20 protein-coding genes, 2 tRNA genes and 1 riboswitch are annotated in these 16,850 nt (G+C 57.7%); of the genes, 13 read left to right on the forward strand and 9 right to left on the reverse strand.

Annotation, left to right across the window (positions count from 1 at the left end; translation table 11 throughout):
• Positions 1-584, reverse strand: a 584-nt coding sequence (locus tag AC13DJ_RS00985) for a helix-turn-helix domain-containing protein (protein WP_482936966.1), incomplete at its 3' end; no start/stop codon positions are given.
• Positions 585-680: 96 nt separating this feature from the next.
• On the opposite strand from AC13DJ_RS00985, the gene AC13DJ_RS00990 reads away from it, so the two are divergent.
• A complete protein-coding gene (locus tag AC13DJ_RS00990) occupies positions 681-1,712 on the forward strand; it encodes a site-specific integrase (protein WP_482933966.1) in 1,032 nt (343 codons plus the stop codon).
• Positions 1,713-1,828: 116 nt separating this feature from the next.
• On the opposite strand, the gene AC13DJ_RS00995 is transcribed toward AC13DJ_RS00990, so the two are convergent.
• From AC13DJ_RS00995 to AC13DJ_RS01005, 3 genes are all read right to left on the reverse strand, one after another.
• Positions 1,829-1,902, reverse strand: a tRNA-Cys gene (locus AC13DJ_RS00995).
• Positions 1,903-1,956: 54 nt separating this feature from the next.
• Positions 1,957-2,032 (reverse strand) — tRNA-Gly (locus AC13DJ_RS01000).
• A gap of 124 nt (positions 2,033-2,156) precedes the next feature.
• Positions 2,157-2,900: a murein L,D-transpeptidase catalytic domain family protein gene (locus tag AC13DJ_RS01005; RefSeq protein WP_058340578.1), complete on the reverse strand. Its 744-nt coding sequence runs from the start codon at positions 2,898-2,900 to the stop codon at positions 2,157-2,159.
• A gap of 159 nt (positions 2,901-3,059) precedes the next feature.
• A riboswitch (TPP riboswitch) is annotated at positions 3,060-3,151 on the forward strand.
• Positions 3,152-3,269: 118 nt separating this feature from the next.
• Between AC13DJ_RS01005 and AC13DJ_RS01010 the strand changes: the two genes are divergently transcribed.
• From AC13DJ_RS01010 to AC13DJ_RS01045, 8 genes are all read left to right on the forward strand, one after another.
• On the forward strand, positions 3,270-3,584 hold the full coding sequence (locus AC13DJ_RS01010) for a hypothetical protein (RefSeq protein WP_482933967.1): 315 nt from the start codon (positions 3,270-3,272) through the stop codon (positions 3,582-3,584).
• Positions 3,536-3,958: a thiamine ABC transporter substrate-binding protein gene (locus AC13DJ_RS01015; protein ID WP_482933971.1), complete on the forward strand. Its 423-nt coding sequence runs from the start codon at positions 3,536-3,538 to the stop codon at positions 3,956-3,958. Before AC13DJ_RS01010 ends, AC13DJ_RS01015 begins: the two co-directional genes overlap by 49 nt.
• A 5-nt stretch (positions 3,959-3,963) precedes the next feature.
• Positions 3,964-5,646, forward strand: a complete 1,683-nt coding sequence (gene thiP, locus AC13DJ_RS01020; RefSeq protein ID WP_474539181.1) for a thiamine/thiamine pyrophosphate ABC transporter permease — start codon at positions 3,964-3,966, stop codon at positions 5,644-5,646.
• Positions 5,639-6,253 (forward strand): thiamine ABC transporter ATP-binding protein, encoded by a 615-nt coding sequence (locus AC13DJ_RS01025; protein ID WP_474539183.1) that lies wholly within the window; start codon positions 5,639-5,641, stop codon positions 6,251-6,253. The genes thiP and AC13DJ_RS01025 overlap by 8 nt, the downstream gene beginning before the upstream one ends.
• Positions 6,254-6,349: 96 nt before the next feature.
• Positions 6,350-7,438 carry an MlaE family ABC transporter permease gene (locus tag AC13DJ_RS01030; RefSeq protein ID WP_482933972.1) on the forward strand — a complete coding sequence of 363 codons (1,089 nt, stop codon included), beginning with the start codon at positions 6,350-6,352 and terminating at the stop codon, positions 7,436-7,438.
• Between the two features lie 3 nt (positions 7,439-7,441).
• A complete protein-coding gene (locus AC13DJ_RS01035; RefSeq protein ID WP_482933968.1) occupies positions 7,442-8,263 on the forward strand; it encodes an ABC transporter ATP-binding protein in 822 nt (273 codons plus the stop codon).
• Positions 8,263-9,204, forward strand: coding sequence for an MlaD family protein (locus tag AC13DJ_RS01040; protein WP_482933969.1), 942 nt, complete (start codon positions 8,263-8,265; stop codon positions 9,202-9,204). The genes AC13DJ_RS01035 and AC13DJ_RS01040 overlap by 1 nt, the downstream gene beginning before the upstream one ends.
• Positions 9,197-9,805 carry an ABC-type transport auxiliary lipoprotein family protein gene (locus tag AC13DJ_RS01045; RefSeq protein ID WP_482933970.1) on the forward strand — a complete coding sequence of 203 codons (609 nt, stop codon included), beginning with the start codon at positions 9,197-9,199 and terminating at the stop codon, positions 9,803-9,805. Before AC13DJ_RS01040 ends, AC13DJ_RS01045 begins: the two co-directional genes overlap by 8 nt.
• Before the next feature lie 5 nt (positions 9,806-9,810).
• On the opposite strand, the gene pgsA is transcribed toward AC13DJ_RS01045, so the two are convergent.
• From pgsA to AC13DJ_RS01065, 4 genes are all read right to left on the reverse strand, one after another.
• Positions 9,811-10,359, reverse strand: coding sequence for a CDP-diacylglycerol--glycerol-3-phosphate 3-phosphatidyltransferase (gene pgsA / locus AC13DJ_RS01050; protein ID WP_022988958.1), 549 nt, complete (start codon positions 10,357-10,359; stop codon positions 9,811-9,813).
• Between the two features lie 7 nt (positions 10,360-10,366).
• The gene (gene uvrC / locus AC13DJ_RS01055; protein ID WP_036219419.1) at positions 10,367-12,226 is read right to left on the reverse strand and encodes an excinuclease ABC subunit UvrC; all 1,860 of its coding nucleotides are present in this window, start codon (positions 12,224-12,226) and stop codon (positions 10,367-10,369) included.
• A complete protein-coding gene (uvrY, locus tag AC13DJ_RS01060) occupies positions 12,210-12,869 on the reverse strand; it encodes a UvrY/SirA/GacA family response regulator transcription factor (RefSeq protein WP_476131686.1) in 660 nt (219 codons plus the stop codon). The genes uvrC and uvrY overlap by 17 nt, the downstream gene beginning before the upstream one ends.
• 115 nt (positions 12,870-12,984) lie before the next feature.
• On the reverse strand, positions 12,985-13,236 hold the full coding sequence (locus AC13DJ_RS01065) for a YheU family protein (RefSeq protein WP_022988955.1): 252 nt from the start codon (positions 13,234-13,236) through the stop codon (positions 12,985-12,987).
• A 106-nt stretch (positions 13,237-13,342) separates the two neighbouring features.
• Here AC13DJ_RS01065 and AC13DJ_RS01070 point away from each other — a divergent pair, with 106 nt between their 5' ends.
• Both AC13DJ_RS01070 and AC13DJ_RS01075 read left to right on the forward strand, forming a co-directional pair.
• Positions 13,343-14,047 (forward strand): AzlC family ABC transporter permease, encoded by a 705-nt coding sequence (locus AC13DJ_RS01070; RefSeq protein ID WP_058340568.1) that lies wholly within the window; start codon positions 13,343-13,345, stop codon positions 14,045-14,047.
• Positions 14,040-14,375 (forward strand): branched-chain amino acid transporter permease, encoded by a 336-nt coding sequence (locus tag AC13DJ_RS01075; protein ID WP_232901422.1) that lies wholly within the window; start codon positions 14,040-14,042, stop codon positions 14,373-14,375. The genes AC13DJ_RS01070 and AC13DJ_RS01075 overlap by 8 nt, the downstream gene beginning before the upstream one ends.
• Here the strand turns inward: AC13DJ_RS01075 and AC13DJ_RS01080 are convergent, their stop codons facing one another.
• Positions 14,376-14,780 (reverse strand): DUF1330 domain-containing protein, encoded by a 405-nt coding sequence (locus tag AC13DJ_RS01080; RefSeq protein ID WP_473802834.1) that lies wholly within the window; start codon positions 14,778-14,780, stop codon positions 14,376-14,378.
• Positions 14,781-15,002: 222 nt separating this feature from the next.
• Here AC13DJ_RS01080 and AC13DJ_RS01085 point away from each other — a divergent pair, with 222 nt between their 5' ends.
• Both AC13DJ_RS01085 and AC13DJ_RS01090 read left to right on the forward strand, forming a co-directional pair.
• On the forward strand, positions 15,003-15,650 hold the full coding sequence (locus tag AC13DJ_RS01085; RefSeq protein WP_474539195.1) for a c-type cytochrome: 648 nt from the start codon (positions 15,003-15,005) through the stop codon (positions 15,648-15,650).
• Positions 15,651-15,663: 13 nt separating this feature from the next.
• Positions 15,664-16,677: a c-type cytochrome gene (locus AC13DJ_RS01090; RefSeq protein ID WP_199457355.1), complete on the forward strand. Its 1,014-nt coding sequence runs from the start codon at positions 15,664-15,666 to the stop codon at positions 16,675-16,677.
• Positions 16,678-16,850: the final 173 nt, after the last annotated feature.

A 16,850-nucleotide genomic window follows, 5' to 3' on the forward strand; every position in this document is an offset into this window, starting at 1 on the left:
GAGCCGATCCAGTCCGGCAGGGTCTGGCTCCAGGTGGCCTCGGCGTAGGTGTAATTGGACGCACCCATCACCGCCACAAAGACTTGCGCCTCATGGATCTCACCGGTGGTGCGATCAATGACGGGCACCGTGTGCCCAGCATAGTCCACGAACAGCTTTTCACCGGCTCGGTGGTCCTGACGCATCACCAGATCCAGCTTGCCCTGCCAGGCCCGGTAGTGCTCGCAGAACCAGCTGTACTGGTAGCCATCCGGATTGGCTTCCCGGTACTCCTGCCAGAGCAGGAACAGGGTGACGTTCTTGCCCCGGAGTTCATCGTGGATTCGCTGCCAATCCGGAATGCCTCGGGCCTGTGCCGGCAGATCCGGTGGTGGCGGGAACAGCCGTTGCTCCAGCTGGGCTTCACTCAGATCCTCTGGCAGCGGCCAGCCAAGCTCCGCCTCAGCAGCACGCCGCAGATACTCGCTCACAGTGGGGCGACTGATGCCGCAGGCTGCGGCAACCTGTCGGTTGCTAAGCCCTCGCTCCCACTTGAGGCGAAGGACTTCTTTGATTTTACGCATGGATAACCTCTTCGCTGGCATCTGGCCCTCTCCGGATGAAAAGGAGCAGAGTACCGTTAGTTATCCCGCGCCGGACGTTTTGATGGGGAAATCAGGCAGCCTGCCAAGGTGGCAGCTTTGCCGTGGAATCAGTGGCAGCTTTCGCGTGGAATGGGTGGCAGGCTTCGTCTGGAATCAGTGGCAACCTTGGTCTGGAATACGCACTGCGTGGTCGGCACCAAGGTAAAATGGAGCACCTGCCAGGTGCTCTCCCTGCGTGGCCCCAATAAGGGCAGGCCGATCGCGTTACCCACTCGAATAGATTATGCCAATGACGCAAAACAATTAGAGGAACAGGAGTCAGCAGACTTTCTCCTAACAGACCCAGACATACTGCGGAGAATTCGCCAGCTTCTATCTCCCTGGATGCAAAAGCCCACCCATTACAATGGCCTGAGAAATACCCTCAACCGTGTATTTCTTCATGCAGTACAAGAAGGTTTGATCGACCGTAACCCAATGGTTGATATACGCAAGGCAACAGAAAGCAAGCGCGAGGTGCTGATTCCGGACGATGCCTACAAGGAAATAACTGCGGCCCTGTGCATCCACAAAATAAACAAACAGACACGAGACGGGACGTGGCGAGCCAAGATATGTGACCTGATGTATATGCTTTCCCAGCAGCCGATAGATATTTTCGACCTCAAGCAAAACCAGGCTGAGATTTTCATGGAGCCAGTAGAGAGGGACGGCTACTCAGTCTATGGCCTTGTCCGCTTTGAACGGCACAAAACCAGGGTGGGGATCGAGCTAGAAATGAATAAAGAGCTCGCAGAACTCTGGCAATGGTTCATCGAGTTCAAAAGGTCGCAAAACATCACCAGCGAATACCTTCTGGTTTATCCCATGTACTTTGACGTGCGCTCTCGGGCTCAGAAGGTCCAACACCGAACGATACAAGCAGCCTGGAGAAAAGCATGCAAAGAGACAGGCTATGGCGACCAATATCAGCTAAGGGATTTGAGGAAGAAGGGGCTGACTGAAGAGTATCTTGAACAAGGTGAAAACGACAAAGGAGGCCACGAGACCGAAGCCATGCGCAAGCATTATCGGCTTATCAAACCACCGAAACGAGCTCGCACAACAATACGTTTCACGCGAGATTAAGTGCCCCAAATTACCTTTTGAGACGGACACGTTTTTTCAGTATTTTTTCAGTATTTTTTCACCTCTAAGACATCGAACAGCCAAAGGAGCCAACATGCTGATATCTAGGGGAAAAATGGAGGCGCGGGTCGGAATCGAACCGGCGTACACGGAGTTGCAGTCCGCTGCATAACCACTCTGCCACCGCGCCGGGTAAGCCTGGAATCTGGCTTTTGCTCTCAGGGGGCGTGAGAGACTTGGAAAATGGAGCGGGAAACGAGATTCGAACTCGCGACCCCAACCTTGGCAAGGTTGTGCTCTACCAACTGAGCTATTCCCGCTCTTCGTTCAGAGGCGTTGCCTCCTCAACGGCTGCGTATTCTACGGATTACGCTTCGCGCGTCAACACCTTTTTTTCAAGTTTCTGTTTTTATTGCTAATGTGCACAAAATTTAGCCAAACCGGTCAGGACCGGCTGGCGTCATCCGCGTTCGCCTGAAGGGAACCGGCAAGCTGGTTGCCGCTGTCGCAGTTCAGGTAGCTGGAAGCCTGCAGCCATTCTTCATCCGGGTAGTATTTGAAAACCAGCTGGCCGCCTTTCAGGTTGTCTACTACCTTTGCGATCACATCCCGGTCTACCGCCGGGCAGCCGTGGCTGCGGCCAATGCGACCGTATTTGTTCACCCAGCTCTTCTCTACGTAGTCTGCCCCGTGAATGACAATGGCGCGCTGGCGAGCCAGGTCATTGAAGCCCGGCTCCAGTCCGTCCAGCCGCAGGGAGTAGCCGTGGGCACCGCTGTAGGATTCCGCCGCCTTGAACAGTCCGATGCTGGACTGGTGGCTGCCCTCAATGTTGGAGAAAGCACTGGCTTCGCGGTCACCGGAGTTTTTACCGTGGGCAACCAGCTCCCTAAGTACCAGGCTGCCATCGGCCAGGTCAAACAGCCAGAGGCGTTCTTCGCTGGATGGCAGGGAAAAATCAATAACAGCAAGCCTCTCCGGCATCGCTGTTCCATTGCTGATGGCGCACTGGGTTGCCTTGAAAGCCGCTTCAAGAACCGATGGGTTCAGTTTAGGGGCCGCACTGGAAAGGCGATCAAAAAGCTGGTTATTCAGGGACTGGGCCTGGGTGCTGGTGGCGAAAAGCACTGAAAAAAGAAGGCCGGACATTGCTGTACAAAATTTGAGCAGATTGCGATGCTTGGGCATGCACCTTACCTCTATAGATGAAGAATACGGTCTATCCGATTGAAATTTGCACTATTCTAACAGCAAATTATGAGAACCCCGACACCTTTGTACAGTTTTTAAACAGACCGTAATCAAAGTTACAAATTACAGACTGCCACGCGGGCGTTGTAGAATCGCCAAGACTCAACGGGGTGCCCGACAGGGCTGAGACCATACCCGCGGAACCTGACCCGGCTAATACCGGCGTAGGGATTGAGCCGCCACTTTCCAGTGGTTACCGCGGCATGGCCCCTCCGTAGCCAAGGTGTAATCACTATGCGTTTCCGCTTGCCTCTACTCTTCGCTGCCCTGCTCCCGGCTTTCGCTACTGCCGAACCTGCGCAGGTTTTGAACGTTTATACCCACCCGTCGTTTGCGGCGGAATGGGGCCCCGGGCCCGCGGTCAAGCAGGCATTTGAAGAGCAGTGTGATTGCGCGCTGAACTATACAGTGCTTGAAAGCGGCGGCGATATACTTCAGCGACTGCGCCTGGAGGGCAGTTCAACCAGTGCCGATGTGGTGTTGGGGCTGGATACCGCCACCATGGAAGCCGCCCGGCAAACCGGATTACTGGCTCCGCCCACGCCAAATGGCAGCAACTCAGTGGCAAGGTACTGGCGACTACCCAGAGCTGGAGTGACGGGTATTTTTCACTGTTCATGAACGGCGAAGCGCCGATGATCCTTTCTTACAGTACGTCTCCGGCCTATCACATGGCGGTCGATAACACAGACCGTTACCAGGCAGCCCGTTTTGAAGAAGGCCATTACCTGCAAGTCGAGGTTGCCGCACTGGTGAATAGCTCGAAGAATCAGGCCCTCGGCCGGGAATTCATGGAGTTCATGTTGTCGCCGGCCTTCCAGCGCCATATTCCGTTGAAGAATGTGATGTATCCGGCTATCGACCTTGGTGACGAGTTGCCGGAGGTATTTGGCCGGCTGATCCGCCCGTCCCAAGCTCTCTATCTGGAACCGGCAGAGGTCGCCCGTGAACGCCGCTCACTGGTGAATGCCTGGCTGGACGCCATGACCCGCTGAACCCAATGTCCGCCAACCAACCACAACCCCTGCGCCCTGCTCCATTCAGCACCCCTGCGTGGCAACTGGCTCCGGGCCTGATCATTGCGCTGGCCTTGATCGGGCTGGTGCTATTGGGCCTGGGGGCACTGCTTCACACAGCTGGCACGCTGGAATTCGAAGAGCTGTGGCAAAGCCGCTATTTAAGAGGTGTTGTCTGGTTTACGGTTTGGCAGGCGGTGTTATCGGTCTTTCTAAGCCTGTTCATTGCGCTGCCGGCGGCCATGACACTGGCCCGGCTCAGCCATTTTCCCGGTCGTAGCCTGCTGCTTCGGTTAATGGAGCTGAGCCTGGTGCTTCCCACCATAGTGGCGGTTTCAGGCATCATCGGGGTGTACGGTCGCCAGGGCTGGCTGACCAGTCTTCTGAACGATTGGCTGCCTGATCATGGCTGGAGCCTTTACGGCCTGAATGGAATCTTACTGGCCCACGTGTTTTTTAATGCACCGCTGGCCGCACGCATTCTTCTGCAAGCACTGGAATCGGTTCCGGCACCGAGATTGCGGGTTGCTTCCCAGCTCGGGTTGAGCGGCTGGTGGCTCTGGCGTACGGTTCGATGGCCCGCATTGCGGCCGGTCCTGCCAGGGGTGTCAGCATTGGTATTTACCCTGTGTTTTACCAGCTTCGCCATCATCATGACCCTGGGTGGCGGGCCTCGCGCCACAACCCTTGAAGTGGCCATTTACCAGGCGTTGCGGTTCGAATTCGATTTTGGCCAGGCTGCCATCCTGGCCACTATTCAGCTGGTTATTTGCGGCAGCCTGTGGTGGCTGGTGTTCCGGAACCGGCTGGAGTCCTCACTGCTTCCGGATCGTCGGTTTGCTGAACCTGTCTCTTTAAAAGACAGCCCCGGGCAGGGTCTGGGGCGCGTGTTGCTGCTGGGCATCTTTTCCGCTTTCCTGACATTGCCTCTGCTGGCCATCGCGTTACGCGGTTTGCCGGCACTCTGGCCGGCCTCACCCATGCCATCTATCTACGGACAACTGCTCCCCGCTACAGGCCGCAGTTTGTTGATTGCCGTTCCCGCCGGGCTGGGTGCGGTTGTCGCCAGTCTGTTCACACTGGCGGCCGCCAAAAAATCCGGAAACCGGATACTGGCAGCCATTCCGGTTACCACGGGTTATCTGCCGCTGATTGTACCGCCCCTGGTGCTTGGTACCGGCCTGTTCCTGTTATTGCGGCCCCAGCTCGGGAATAGCGCCCAAGGCTGGGTACTGGTGTCTTTGATTAACGGTTTGATGGCCATTCCATTTGTGCTGCAGGTTCTGCGTGGGCCACTGAATGCCATCGACAAGAACACCCTGAACCAGGCGGACCAGCTGGGTATCCTGGGCTGGTATCGCTGGCGCTGGCTGTACTGGCCAAGGCTGCGCCGGCCAATCGCCCTGGGCCTGGCTTATGGCATTGCCCTGTCGCTGGGAGATTTCGGGGTAATTGCCCTGTTCGGTAGCCCCGGGCAGCCCACTTTGCCGGTTCTGCTTTACCAGCAACTGGGCAGTTACCGAATCAGCGAAGCGGCTGGCACCGGGCTGTGGTTGCTTGTATTACTGGTGACCCTCTTCGCCCTGCTGTCCCGGATTGCCCGGCCGGCCCCGGGCACAAACACAGAGCCTGCCCCCGCCGCCGCTCCGGAGCCTCGTCATGCTTGAACTAAGAAACCTGTGTTTCCAGTACCCGGATCAGTCAGAGGAGTGGCGCTTCCACTTCTCGGTCGCCGCCGGGCATTGCCTCGCGGTACGCGGTGCCAGTGGAACCGGTAAATCCACCTTACTAAACCTGGTTGCCGGTTTTCTCGCACCCAAAAGCGGAGAAATTCTCTGGAACAACCAAGCTATCCATAACCTGCCCGCCTGGGAGCGGCCGGTAACAAGCGTGTTCCAGGAGCACAACCTGTTCGAACACCTGGATGTCTTCACCAATATCGGTCTTGGCCTGCACCCGGGCATGAAGCTGTCCCCCGAACAGAAATTGGCCATTGAGCAGGGTCTTGAACAAACCGGGCTCGGCGGTCTTGGTACACGGCTGCCCGGCGAACTATCCGGTGGCCAGCGGCAACGAGTTGCCCTGCTGCGCGCCATTCTGCGGCGCAAACCGGTACTGCTGCTGGACGAACCCATGACCGGGCTGGACCCGGACGCCAGGGCCATCATCCGGGACTTGTTACTGCAGGAAAAGGCCAGCGGCATTACCCTGATCCTGGCCAGCCATGATGAAGAAGACCGAAAGATACTGGCAGACAGCAACTGGAATCTTTAAGCTTGCTAAGACTTCTGGCAGGGATTTTTTCATTCTGTGGCGATAACTTCGGGCCTTACTACAGCCAAAGCCGGCGAGCCTGCCGGCTCCCTTGAGTTGTCCGGCAATACGGTGACATTTGCCGGAGACTGGACCCTTGCCCATTACCCGGCCCTGAACCGGCAGGTATCGCAATTCAAGGCAGAGAACGCTTCACTGAAGCCGGAATTCAGCGGCCTTGGCCGGCTGGATACCGCGGGCGCGTCCCTGATGGTGAAAATGCTGGGTGCGGGACCGGTGCTTGCCGCCCTGGAGCAACCGTCCCTGCCCGAAGCCCAGCAAGCACTCCTTAAAGCCGTAGCGGAATCCATGTGTGAATCCGCACCGGCACCAGCCACGGTTAATCCACTGCTGAACATGCTGGCAATCACCGGAGAGAAGGTCACCCGGCTAACCCGCCTGTTATGGCTGCTGTCCGGTTTTATTGGCCAGACCTTGTCCACCCTGTTCTACATACTCCCACGGCCAAAACGCTGGCGCTTTACGCCGTTCGTGGCCGCTGTGCACGACACCGGCCTGAACGCCCTTCCGATTGTTGCCTTGCTCACGTTTCTTGTGGGTGCTGTCGTCGCATTTCTGGGTGCCACGGTGCTGGAGGACTTTGGCGCGACCATTTATACCGTAGACCTGGTCGCTTTCTCATTCCTACGGGAATTCGGCGTACTGTTAGCCGCCATTTTGCTGGCCGGCCGGACCGCCAGTGCCTTCACAGCGCAGATCGGGGCCATGAAGGTCAACGAAGAACTGGATGCCATCCGCACCCTCGGCCTCAACCCCGTGGAGCTGCTTGTAGTCCCCAGAGTACTGGCCATGATGGTGAGCCTGCCGGTGCTGACCTTTGTCGGCATGATGGCGGGCATGGTTGGTGGTGCCGTGGTGTGCGCACTGGCACTGGATATTCCGCCCAGCCAGTTTATGGCCATCGTGGAGCGGGATATTGCCCTGAAACATTTCCTGGTGGGTATCGGTAAAGCTCCCGTGTTTGCCTTCCTGATTGCCGTGATCGGCTGCCTGGAAGGCTTCAAGGTGTCGGGCAGCGCACAGTCCGTGGGTGAGCACACCACCTCCAGCGTGGTGCAATCTATCTTTATGGTCATACTGCTGGATTCCGTAGCCGCGCTATTCTTTATGGAAATGGGTTGGTAAGGCATGGCCATGGGCACGCGGGATAACCACACGCACCAAACGCCGATCATTCAGGTTCGGGGCCTGAACAATCGTTTTGGCAGTCATTCTGTGCATGAAGACCTGGACCTCGACCTCTACCCGGGTGAAATCCTCGGCGTGGTTGGCGGATCCGGCACAGGAAAATCCGTGCTGCTTCGCAGCATTGTCGGATTGAACACGCCTACGGCGGGCCACATCACGGTATTCGGGCAGGATCTAACAGAGCTGTCAGCACCGGAACGTTCGCTGTATGAACAGCGGTTTGGTGTGCTGTTTCAGGGCGGAGCTCTGTTTACCTCCCTGAACCTGGAACAGAATATTGCCCTGCCCCTGATCGAGCACGCGGGGCTGAAGCGGGCCGAAGCGGAAGAACTGGCCCGCATGAAGCTGGCCCTGACCGGCTTGCAGCCCGAGGCGGCACGCAAATACCCGACGGAGTTATCCGGCGGCATGGTGAAACGTGCGGCGCTGGCCCGGGCGCTGGCCCTGGACCCTGAAATATTGTTTCTGGACGAGCCCACAGCGGGGCTGGACCCGATCGGCGCTGCCGCGTTTGACGAACTGATTGTCACCCTGCGAAATGCCCTGGGGTTAACGGTATTCCTGGTCACCCACGACCTGGATACCCTGTACACCACCTGCGACCGGGTGGCGGTGTTGTCCCAGCGCAAGGTGCTGGTGGCAGATACCCTGGATAACGTGTCCCGTACGGATGACAGCTGGATTCAGGACTACTTCCACGGCCCCCGCGGGCGGGCCGCGATTGATGCACACAACAGGCTGACCGAACAGGAGCCCGGTTAATGGAGCCAAAAGCCCATCACGTTATTATCGGATTATTTACGCTGCTGGCTGTTACCGCCGCCTTGGTGTTCGCCCTGTGGTTAGGCAAGTCCTCGGCAGACCAGGAGTGGAGTTATTACCAGATCGGTTTCGACCACCCGGTAGGAGGCCTGTCCAAGGGTAATGCAGTGCTTTACAGCGGCGTGCCGGTAGGTGATGTACTGGAGCTGACCCTGGCACCCGATAACCCGGCCCATGTTCGTGTGCTGGTACGGGTTCGCAGTGATATTCCCGTGCGTGAAAACACCCGTGCCGAACTGGTGCTGGCCAATATCACCGGCAGCATGAGCGTGCAGTTTACCGGCGGCAGCCCGGACAGTCCGGTGCTTGAAGGCGGCCGTGAGAATCCACCGCTGATCAGTGCCGAGCCCTCTGCGTTTTCCAACCTGCTCAATAACGGCGAAGCCATGTTGTCGAAGGCTGAACGCCTGCTGACCAGCATGAACCAGCTGTTGAACGAGGAAAACCTGGGCAACGTAGCCACCATTCTGGACAACACCCGGCAGGCCACCGAGTCGCTGCTGGCCAGCCGGGATGACATGCTGGCACTGATGGAGCAGTTCGATGCGGCAGCGATTCGGGCAGAAGAAGCTGCCGTAAAGGTATCCGCCACCTCTGACCATGCGCGCGTGGTGTTAGGCGAGCAGATTACGCCGGTACTGGAGTCTATGGATAAGGCCATCTCAACCCTGCAGCCCACCCTGGACCGGCTGAACCGTGTGACCGGTAATAACGAAGGTGCACTGGACTCCGGGCTTCAGGGCCTGGGCGAGCTCACACCGGCCTTACGGGAGCTGCGCAGCACCCTCCGCAACCTGAACTCGTTTACCCGCAGGCTTGAGCAAGACCCGAGAGGCACCATCTGGGGCGGCGGCCGAATCCAGGAGTACAGCAATGACTAAGCCAAGCAGAGGCATTTTCGCACTGGCCGGGGCCCTTGCCCTGTCTGCCTGCACCGTGTTCCCGATTCCTGAAGCACCGCGCCTGATGGAACTGGCACCCCCCGCTGAACGGGAAGTGTTCGATACGCCCCGGCCTGCTGCGCTCCGGGTGGACACTCCGCTGGCATCCGATCCGCTGGACAGTACCCGGGTTCTGGTAAAGCCCACACCCTACGAGTTCCAGGCACTGCCCGGCGCCCGCTGGCGCGACAGTATTCCCGTGGTTTTGAGGGATTACCTGATTCAGGAATTTCGCCAGAGCGGCGGCTTCACCAGCGTGATGACTGACACCAGTCCGGCTACGGCAGGGTTAACACTGGTCACCGAACTGACCGGCTTTCACGCCGAGACCCGCGCAGACGGCACCACGGTGGTCATGCACCTGCACACAGAACTGATGGAAAACCGCTCCCGGAAAAGCCTGTGCGTATTGGATCAGCGCGAGGAGGCACTGGCTGCAAGCGCAAAACTGGACGACCTGATGTCTGCCTTCTCTCTCGCAGCATCCGCGCTTTCGACAGACATAACCCGATGGAGCCGGGATTGCCTGGCAGACGCCTGAGCCTGTTATTTTGAAGGGAACAAATCCGGCCAGGCCGCTTTCAGGTACAGGAACATAGACCAGAGTGTGAGCCCGGCTGCGATGTAAAGCAGGCCGATCGCAACGTACGACAGCATTTGACCGGGAGGAAACGCCAGCAAACCGACAATGGCCGCCATCTGGGCGGTGGTCTTGACCTTGCCGATGTACGACACCGCCACACTGGCGCGGCTACCCACCTCTGCCATCCATTCCCGCAAGGCGGAAATCACAATTTCCCGGCCGATAATCACTGTGGCGGGAATTGTCAGCAGCACTGCCGAGTATTCTTCAATCAGCACCGCCAGGGCCACGGCCACCATCAGTTTGTCCGCCACCGGGTCCAGAAACGCTCCGAAAGGCGTGCTCTGGTTCAGTTTGCGGGCCAGGTAGCCGTCCAGCCAGTCGGTCACACCGGCCAGGGCAAAGATGATGGCGCTGACCAGGTAACTCCACTGCACCGGCAGGTAGAAAATCACCACAAACACCGGGATCATCACGATGCGGGACATGGTCAGCAGGTTCGGTAAATTCATGGTGTTCCTATTCGTCGTGCAATGCTGCGTATATGGATTCTGCCAGTGACTTGCTGATGCCCTGAACCTTGGCCATCTCATCCACACTGGCTTTACGTAATTCCTGTATGCCGCCGAAGTAGCGAATCAACTCCCGGCGGCGCTTCGGCCCCACCCCTTCGATGCCTTCCAAGGTAGATTGCCGGCGTTTCTTGTCCCGGCGCGCCCGGTGGCCGGTAATAGCAAACCGGTGGGATTCGTCCCGGATATGCTGGATCAGGTGCAGCGCCGGAGAATCGGCCGGTACCCGGAATACCGCGTCTGTCATGGCGTCGATCAACTGCTCCATGCCGGCGCGGCGGGTAACACCCTTAGCCACGCCAATCAGCGGAATATCGGAAATCCCAAGTTCTTCAAAGACTTCCCGGGCAATGTTCAGCTGGCCTTTACCACCGTCGATGAAAACGAGGTCTGGCCGCTTGCCGTCGCCACTCACCAGCCGGCGGTAGCGGCGGGTCAGCACCTGACGCATGGCGGCGTAGTCGTCACCGGCCTTTACGCCTTCAATGTTATAGAGCCGGTAATCGCTTTTCAGTGGCCCATTCTCGTCGAAAACCACACAGGATGCGACGGTATTTTCCCCATGGCTGTGGCTGATGTCGAAACATTCCATCCGGGACGGGGTTTCAGCCAGCTCCAGCAGGTCCCGCAGCGCCAGCAAACGGCGATACACGGTTTCCTTGCTGGCCAGGTGGGTAAGCAATGTTTGCCGGGCGTTGGTCATGGCCAGTTCCAGCCAGCGCTTGCGTTCGCCCCGCACATTGCCCCGAATTCGGGTTTCCCGGTTGGCGGCCTCGCTGAGGGCTTCTGCCAGCAGTTCCTGCCCTTCCACGGCCACCGGCACGAGGATGTCCCGGGGAATTTCCCGGCGGGTATCACCGCCAAAGTAGTACTGGCCCAGAAACGCCGAGAGCAGTTCCCCTTCTGACTGCTCGAGTGAAAACCTCGGGAAGTAGTCCTTGGTGCCCAGCACCCTGCCACCACGAACGATGATCACCACAATACACACCACGCCGGCATCCTGGGCAATAGCGATCACATCGGCATCGCCGCCCTCGCCTTCAATGGATTGCTGCTCCTGAACATGGCGAAGATGGTTGACCTGGTCCCGGTAGGTGGCCGCTTTCTCAAACTCCAGGTTCCTGGCCGCCTGCTCCATGGCATTCATCAGATCGTGGATGATGGCCGGGTTCTTGCCTTCCAGGAACATGGTGGCATGGCGGATATCCTGCTGGTACTCCTCCGGTGTTACGTAACCCACACAAGGGGCCGTGCACCGGTTAATCTGATACTGCAGGCAAGGCCGGTTACGGTTCCTGAAATAGCTTTCACTACAAGACCTTATACGGAAAACCTTCTGCAGGATATTAAGGCTTTCCTTGACGGCACCGGAGCTCGGAAACGGCCCGAACCAGGTACCGCCGCCCTTTTTGGTGCGGCCACGGCGGAAGGTCAGCGAGGGATAGTCGCTGTGAGAAGACAGGTAGATATAGGGATAGGATTTATCATCCCGAAGCAGGATATTGTAAGGTGGCCGCAGCGACTTGATCAGGTTCTGTTCCAGCAGCAAGGCTTCGGTTTCGCTGCCGGTAATCGTCACCTCGATGGACTCGATCTTGCCCACCAGTGCTTCGGTTTTCGGGGCCAGGCCGGTCTTGCGGAAATAACTGCTCACCCGCTTTTTCAGGTTGCGGGCTTTTCCCACGTACAGAATATTCCCGGCGCCATCGTACATACGATACACGCCGGGGCGTTCAGTAAGCTGTTTCAGGAAGTCTTTACTGTCGAACTCCCCGGATCCTTGCTGGGGGTCAGACCTTGTCGGCATCCAGCAATCCAAGCCGTACGGCCATCAGCGCCAGCTCTACATCACTGGAAATCTCCAGCTTCTCAAAAATCCGGTAGCGGTAGCTGTTCACGGTTTTGGGGCTGAGGCAGAGTTTATCGGAGATATCCTGAACCTTCTGGCAATCCACCACCATCATGGCAATCTGCATTTCCCGTTCAGACAAACGATCGAACTTTGCCAGTTCGCCATCGTCGTCCTTTTCACCCGCCAGCTGCTTCAGCGCCATCTTCTGGGCAATTTCCGGGCTGATGTAGCGCTGGCCGGAATGGGCCTTGCGAATGGCACGCACCATTTCCTGGATGTCCGCGCCCTTGGTGATGTACGCCTGGGCGCCACTTTGCATCACCCGGGAGGGGTAAGGATCATCCGCGCAGGCGGTTACCACAATCACTCGAATAGAGTCATCCAGGCGCAGGATACGACGGGTGGCTTCCAGGCCACCGATTCCTGGCATGCGAATGTCCATCAGAACGATATCCGGTCGGTTCTCTCGCACAAACTCGATGGCCTCCTCTCCGGATGAAGCCTGGCCAATCACGTCGAGATCGGGATTGTCGGCTAACATGCGGCTTATACCGGAGCGCACCAGCTCGTGGTCATCTACAACCAGTACCCTGATCAAAGCTCACCTCGCAGTCAGGTAGACGAAAAAACACGGTGATTGTACCGTTTACACCGGCCTTCGGGTAGGTAGTGCCCCGTACACCTTGGCATTAGTGGCCTGAAAAATCAGGAAATCACGCAGGAGCACCCAGCCCCGCTGTATTTTCCACCGGGTCAAACCACACGACCAGCTCTCCCCGTTTTACGGCAGCAAGTACCCGGCTTCGTTCCGCCAGCGGGTTCTCGGTATCGTTCAGGCCGTGGTAACGGGTGCAATATTCTTCCGCCAGCCCTTCCAGCTGGTCCTGGGTAAGCAGGTCCGCGTCTACTACGAACTTTTCCTGGCGCGGATCTTCATCGGGCACATAAGCGGTATCGTCGGTCATAAATCCTCCAGTCCGGGGCGTATGGTACGGGTTTTTCGGTTTTTGCGCTCTTCAAAACCCTGTGCGCTTTGACTATCATCGCCGCTTTCGTAACGTTTGGATGCTAATGAACCAGAACGTCTTTCGCCTGACACTGCCGATTCTGTTCGGCTACATTCCACTGGGTATGGCCTTCGGGGTGCTGTTCACCACCCAGCTGGACTATGCCTGGTGGGTCGCGCCGCTCATGGGCCTGGTGATCTATGCCGGTTCCGGGCAGATCCTGGCCGTCAGCCTGCTGGCCGCCAACGCAGGGCTGCTTGAGGTGGCAGTTGCCATGTTTGTGTTGAACGCCCGGCACCTGTTTTACGGGTTGTCCCTGCTGGGTCGGTTCCGGGGGGCTGGCTGGCGTAAAGGCTATCTGATTTTCGGCCTGACAGACGAGACGTATTCCCTGCTTACCAGTCGTTCGCTGTCCTCAGACAAACACCACGAGCAGGAAGTGGACTTCCGCATTACCGCGTTCAACCAGGCTTACTGGATTGCCGGTTGCGGAATTGGCGCACTGCTGGGCGAGATGGTGGCGTTCGACAGCACCGGTATTGAATTCGCGCTGGTCGCGCTGTTTATTGTATTGACGATTGAACAGATCAAAGCACTGGGCGACAGCTTCCCGCTCTGGGCCGGTGCCTTTGCCGCCGGGATCTCAATGGTGCTGGTCGGGCCGTCTCATCAGCTGATCCTCGCGATCGCAATTGTGACCGGCATTCTCCTGATCCAGTATCGCCAGCTCAGGAACCGTCTGCCGGCAGCGGAGGCCAGCCATGACTGACACTTATTACCTGGCCGCGTTCATTGCCATTTCAGCGGCGGCAACCTTTGCCACCCGGGTGGTGCCCTTCCTGTTTTTTGAACGCCATACAGAACACCCGTTGCTGCAGCATATTGGCCGGTTTCTGCCGGCCGCGGTTATGGCCCTGCTGGCCATCGTATTCCTGCAGCGTTCCGCGAACTGGAGCGCAAGCCTGCCGGGGCTGGACGCCATCCTGCCGGGATTGCTGGTGGTAGCTGTACACCTGTGGCGGCGTAATGCCCTGCTCTCTATTGCGGTGGGTACGGTTGCCTATATGGCGATCCAGCAATCCGGCTGGCTGGTCTGATCAGGGCGAGCCTTCAACATTGGCCACCAGCCTGGAGTCTTCCAGCGCGGCGGTACGGTGCTTTACCACACCTTTGTACTCAGGGCTTTCGATCATCGCCAGGAAGGCGTAGATGGAGGGGTAACGTACCAGCAATACCTGGTCCCAGGATTCGTCGGGCGGCGCAATCAGCGAACCCACGCTGCGGCCGGACCAGATTACCTCTGCGCCAACCGAGCGCACACATTCTGCCGCTTCGTCCATATACCGCTTGTAGGCATCCCGCCCCGAGCAGTTTTCTGTGTCGTCTTTGTAGGCCGCCTGGTCACGAAACCGAAGCAGATTCAGCATTACTACCGGCTGATCTTTTGGCGTCTCTTGCAAAACTTTCCTAAGCTCTTCCTGAGAAGGGTTGACGGTCGCCATAGGTGTCCCTGCTTTTCGTTATAAAGATGTTTGCTGACTTCCGGTTTGCATCTCAGACAGTAAACGAAATTCCCGACGCATGCATCCTCGTATTAGCCTTTCGGATAAGTCCGCTTGCATTGTTGACCTTCGTCAAGCGAGAATTGCGCGCTTTGCGCAAGCTATATCGAAATAACTTTTAGTACTAAGTGCGCATATATAAGAATAGAGAGGCTACCGACCGTGATAAAAATTCCGATTACGCTGGCTGCATTCGGGCTGGCTGCCTATGCGGGCTTTGCGCTGGCTGCAACCGAAGGTGATGCTGAACGTGGCAAAGAAGTTGCCAACCTGTGTATTGCCTGCCACCAGGCCGACGGCAGCGGCATGCACATTGAAGGTGGAGAATCCTGGCCACGGCTGGCCGGTCTGAATGCCACCTACTTCGCCAAGCAGATTCACGACATCAAGAAAGGCACTCGGGTAAACGCGACCATGACCCCGTTCGTGAACATGCTGGACGACCAGAAAATTGCCGATGTTGCTGCCTATTACAGCCAACTGGAACCCACGGCTGGCCAGGGTGGCGCAAACGCCGATGAGGCCACGCTGAAGCGCGGTCAGCAGCTGGCCGAACGCGGCGACTGGTCCCAGTACATTGTTTCCTGCAAAAGCTGCCACGGCCCTGGCAACCGCGGTGCCGGCGATGTATTCCCGGGTATTGCCGGCCAGCATGCCGGTTATATCGAAGCCCAGCTGAAAGCCTGGAAAGAAGGCACCCGCAAGAACGATCCGCAGGATCTAATGGGCTCCATCGCCCGACGCATGAGCGATGAAGACATTCACGCGGTAGCCGTATGGCTTGCCAACCAGAGTGCCGGCAGCAAATAAGGGGACACCTATCATGATGCGCAAACTGCTTACTGTCGCCCTGTCTGGAACCTTTGCGTTCTCGGCAAACCTGGCGGCCAATGAAGACACTACCCAGGCTTACATCGATCAGTTGACCTCTATGGGCTTTCCGGCCCCGAAAGAAAACCAGCTGGTTCACATTCCGCCTACCATGGCAGACCTGGAAGAAGCGGACATCCATCCGGAACTGAAAAAGGTCATCCGCAAGGGCTACGACCTGTTCACCAACACCCAGCAACTACGTGGCGAGAATGTGTTCAACAACATGAACTGCTCCAGCTGCCACCTGGGTGAAGGCCGCATGCCGTTCAGCGCGCCGATCTGGCCAGCAGCCGTTACCCTGCCCGGTTACCGTGGCAAGAATGGCCATGTAAACAACCTGGAAGAACGTATTGCCGGTTGTTTTACTTACTCCATGAATGGCAAGCCGCTGGAATACGGCAGTGACAACATGCTGGCACTGTCTGCCTACCACCAGTGGCTGGCCACCGGCGTGGAAATGTACCCGAAGCAGCCCATTTACGGCCGCGGCTTCCCGGCACCAGAGCGCCCGGCGGAACTCAGCTACGCTAACGGTGAAAAGCTGTACGAGGAAAACTGTGCCGTTTGCCACCAGGAAGATGGCTCTGGCCTGCGCGTAGATGGCCACACCGTATTCCCGGCACCCTGGGGCGATATGTCCAACAACTGGGGTGCAGGCATTGTGCGCCTGTTCACCGCAGCCGGCTTTATCAAGAACAACATGCCTCTGGGCCAGCCCAACTCCCTGAGCGACCAGGAAGCCTGGGACATCGCCTTCTACATGGACAGCCAGGAGCGCCCGCAAGACCCGCGCTACACCGGCGACGTGAAAGAAACCCTGGAGCAATTCGGGCCTACCTTCCACAAGCACTCCATGTACGGCCAGGTTCGCGAGCACGACGGCAAGGTGCTGGCTGACCACGACAATACCGGCGAAAAGCCTTTCCTGAAGCCTGATACCATCCGCTCAAGGAACTTCGACTGAAAGACCGGTTATAATGCCGACACAAGGCCTCCCTAGTGTCCCTTAACAAAAGTCCGCTTACTTATTGAGCTTGTCTGATAATCTGGCGATTGACTCAATAATCTGGTCGGCAGATTTATGCCATTCAAAGGGCTTCGGGTCTTCGTTGTAAGTCTTCAGATAGTCTTTGATCG

This window comes from Marinobacter sp. L-46, assembly GCF_056859535.1.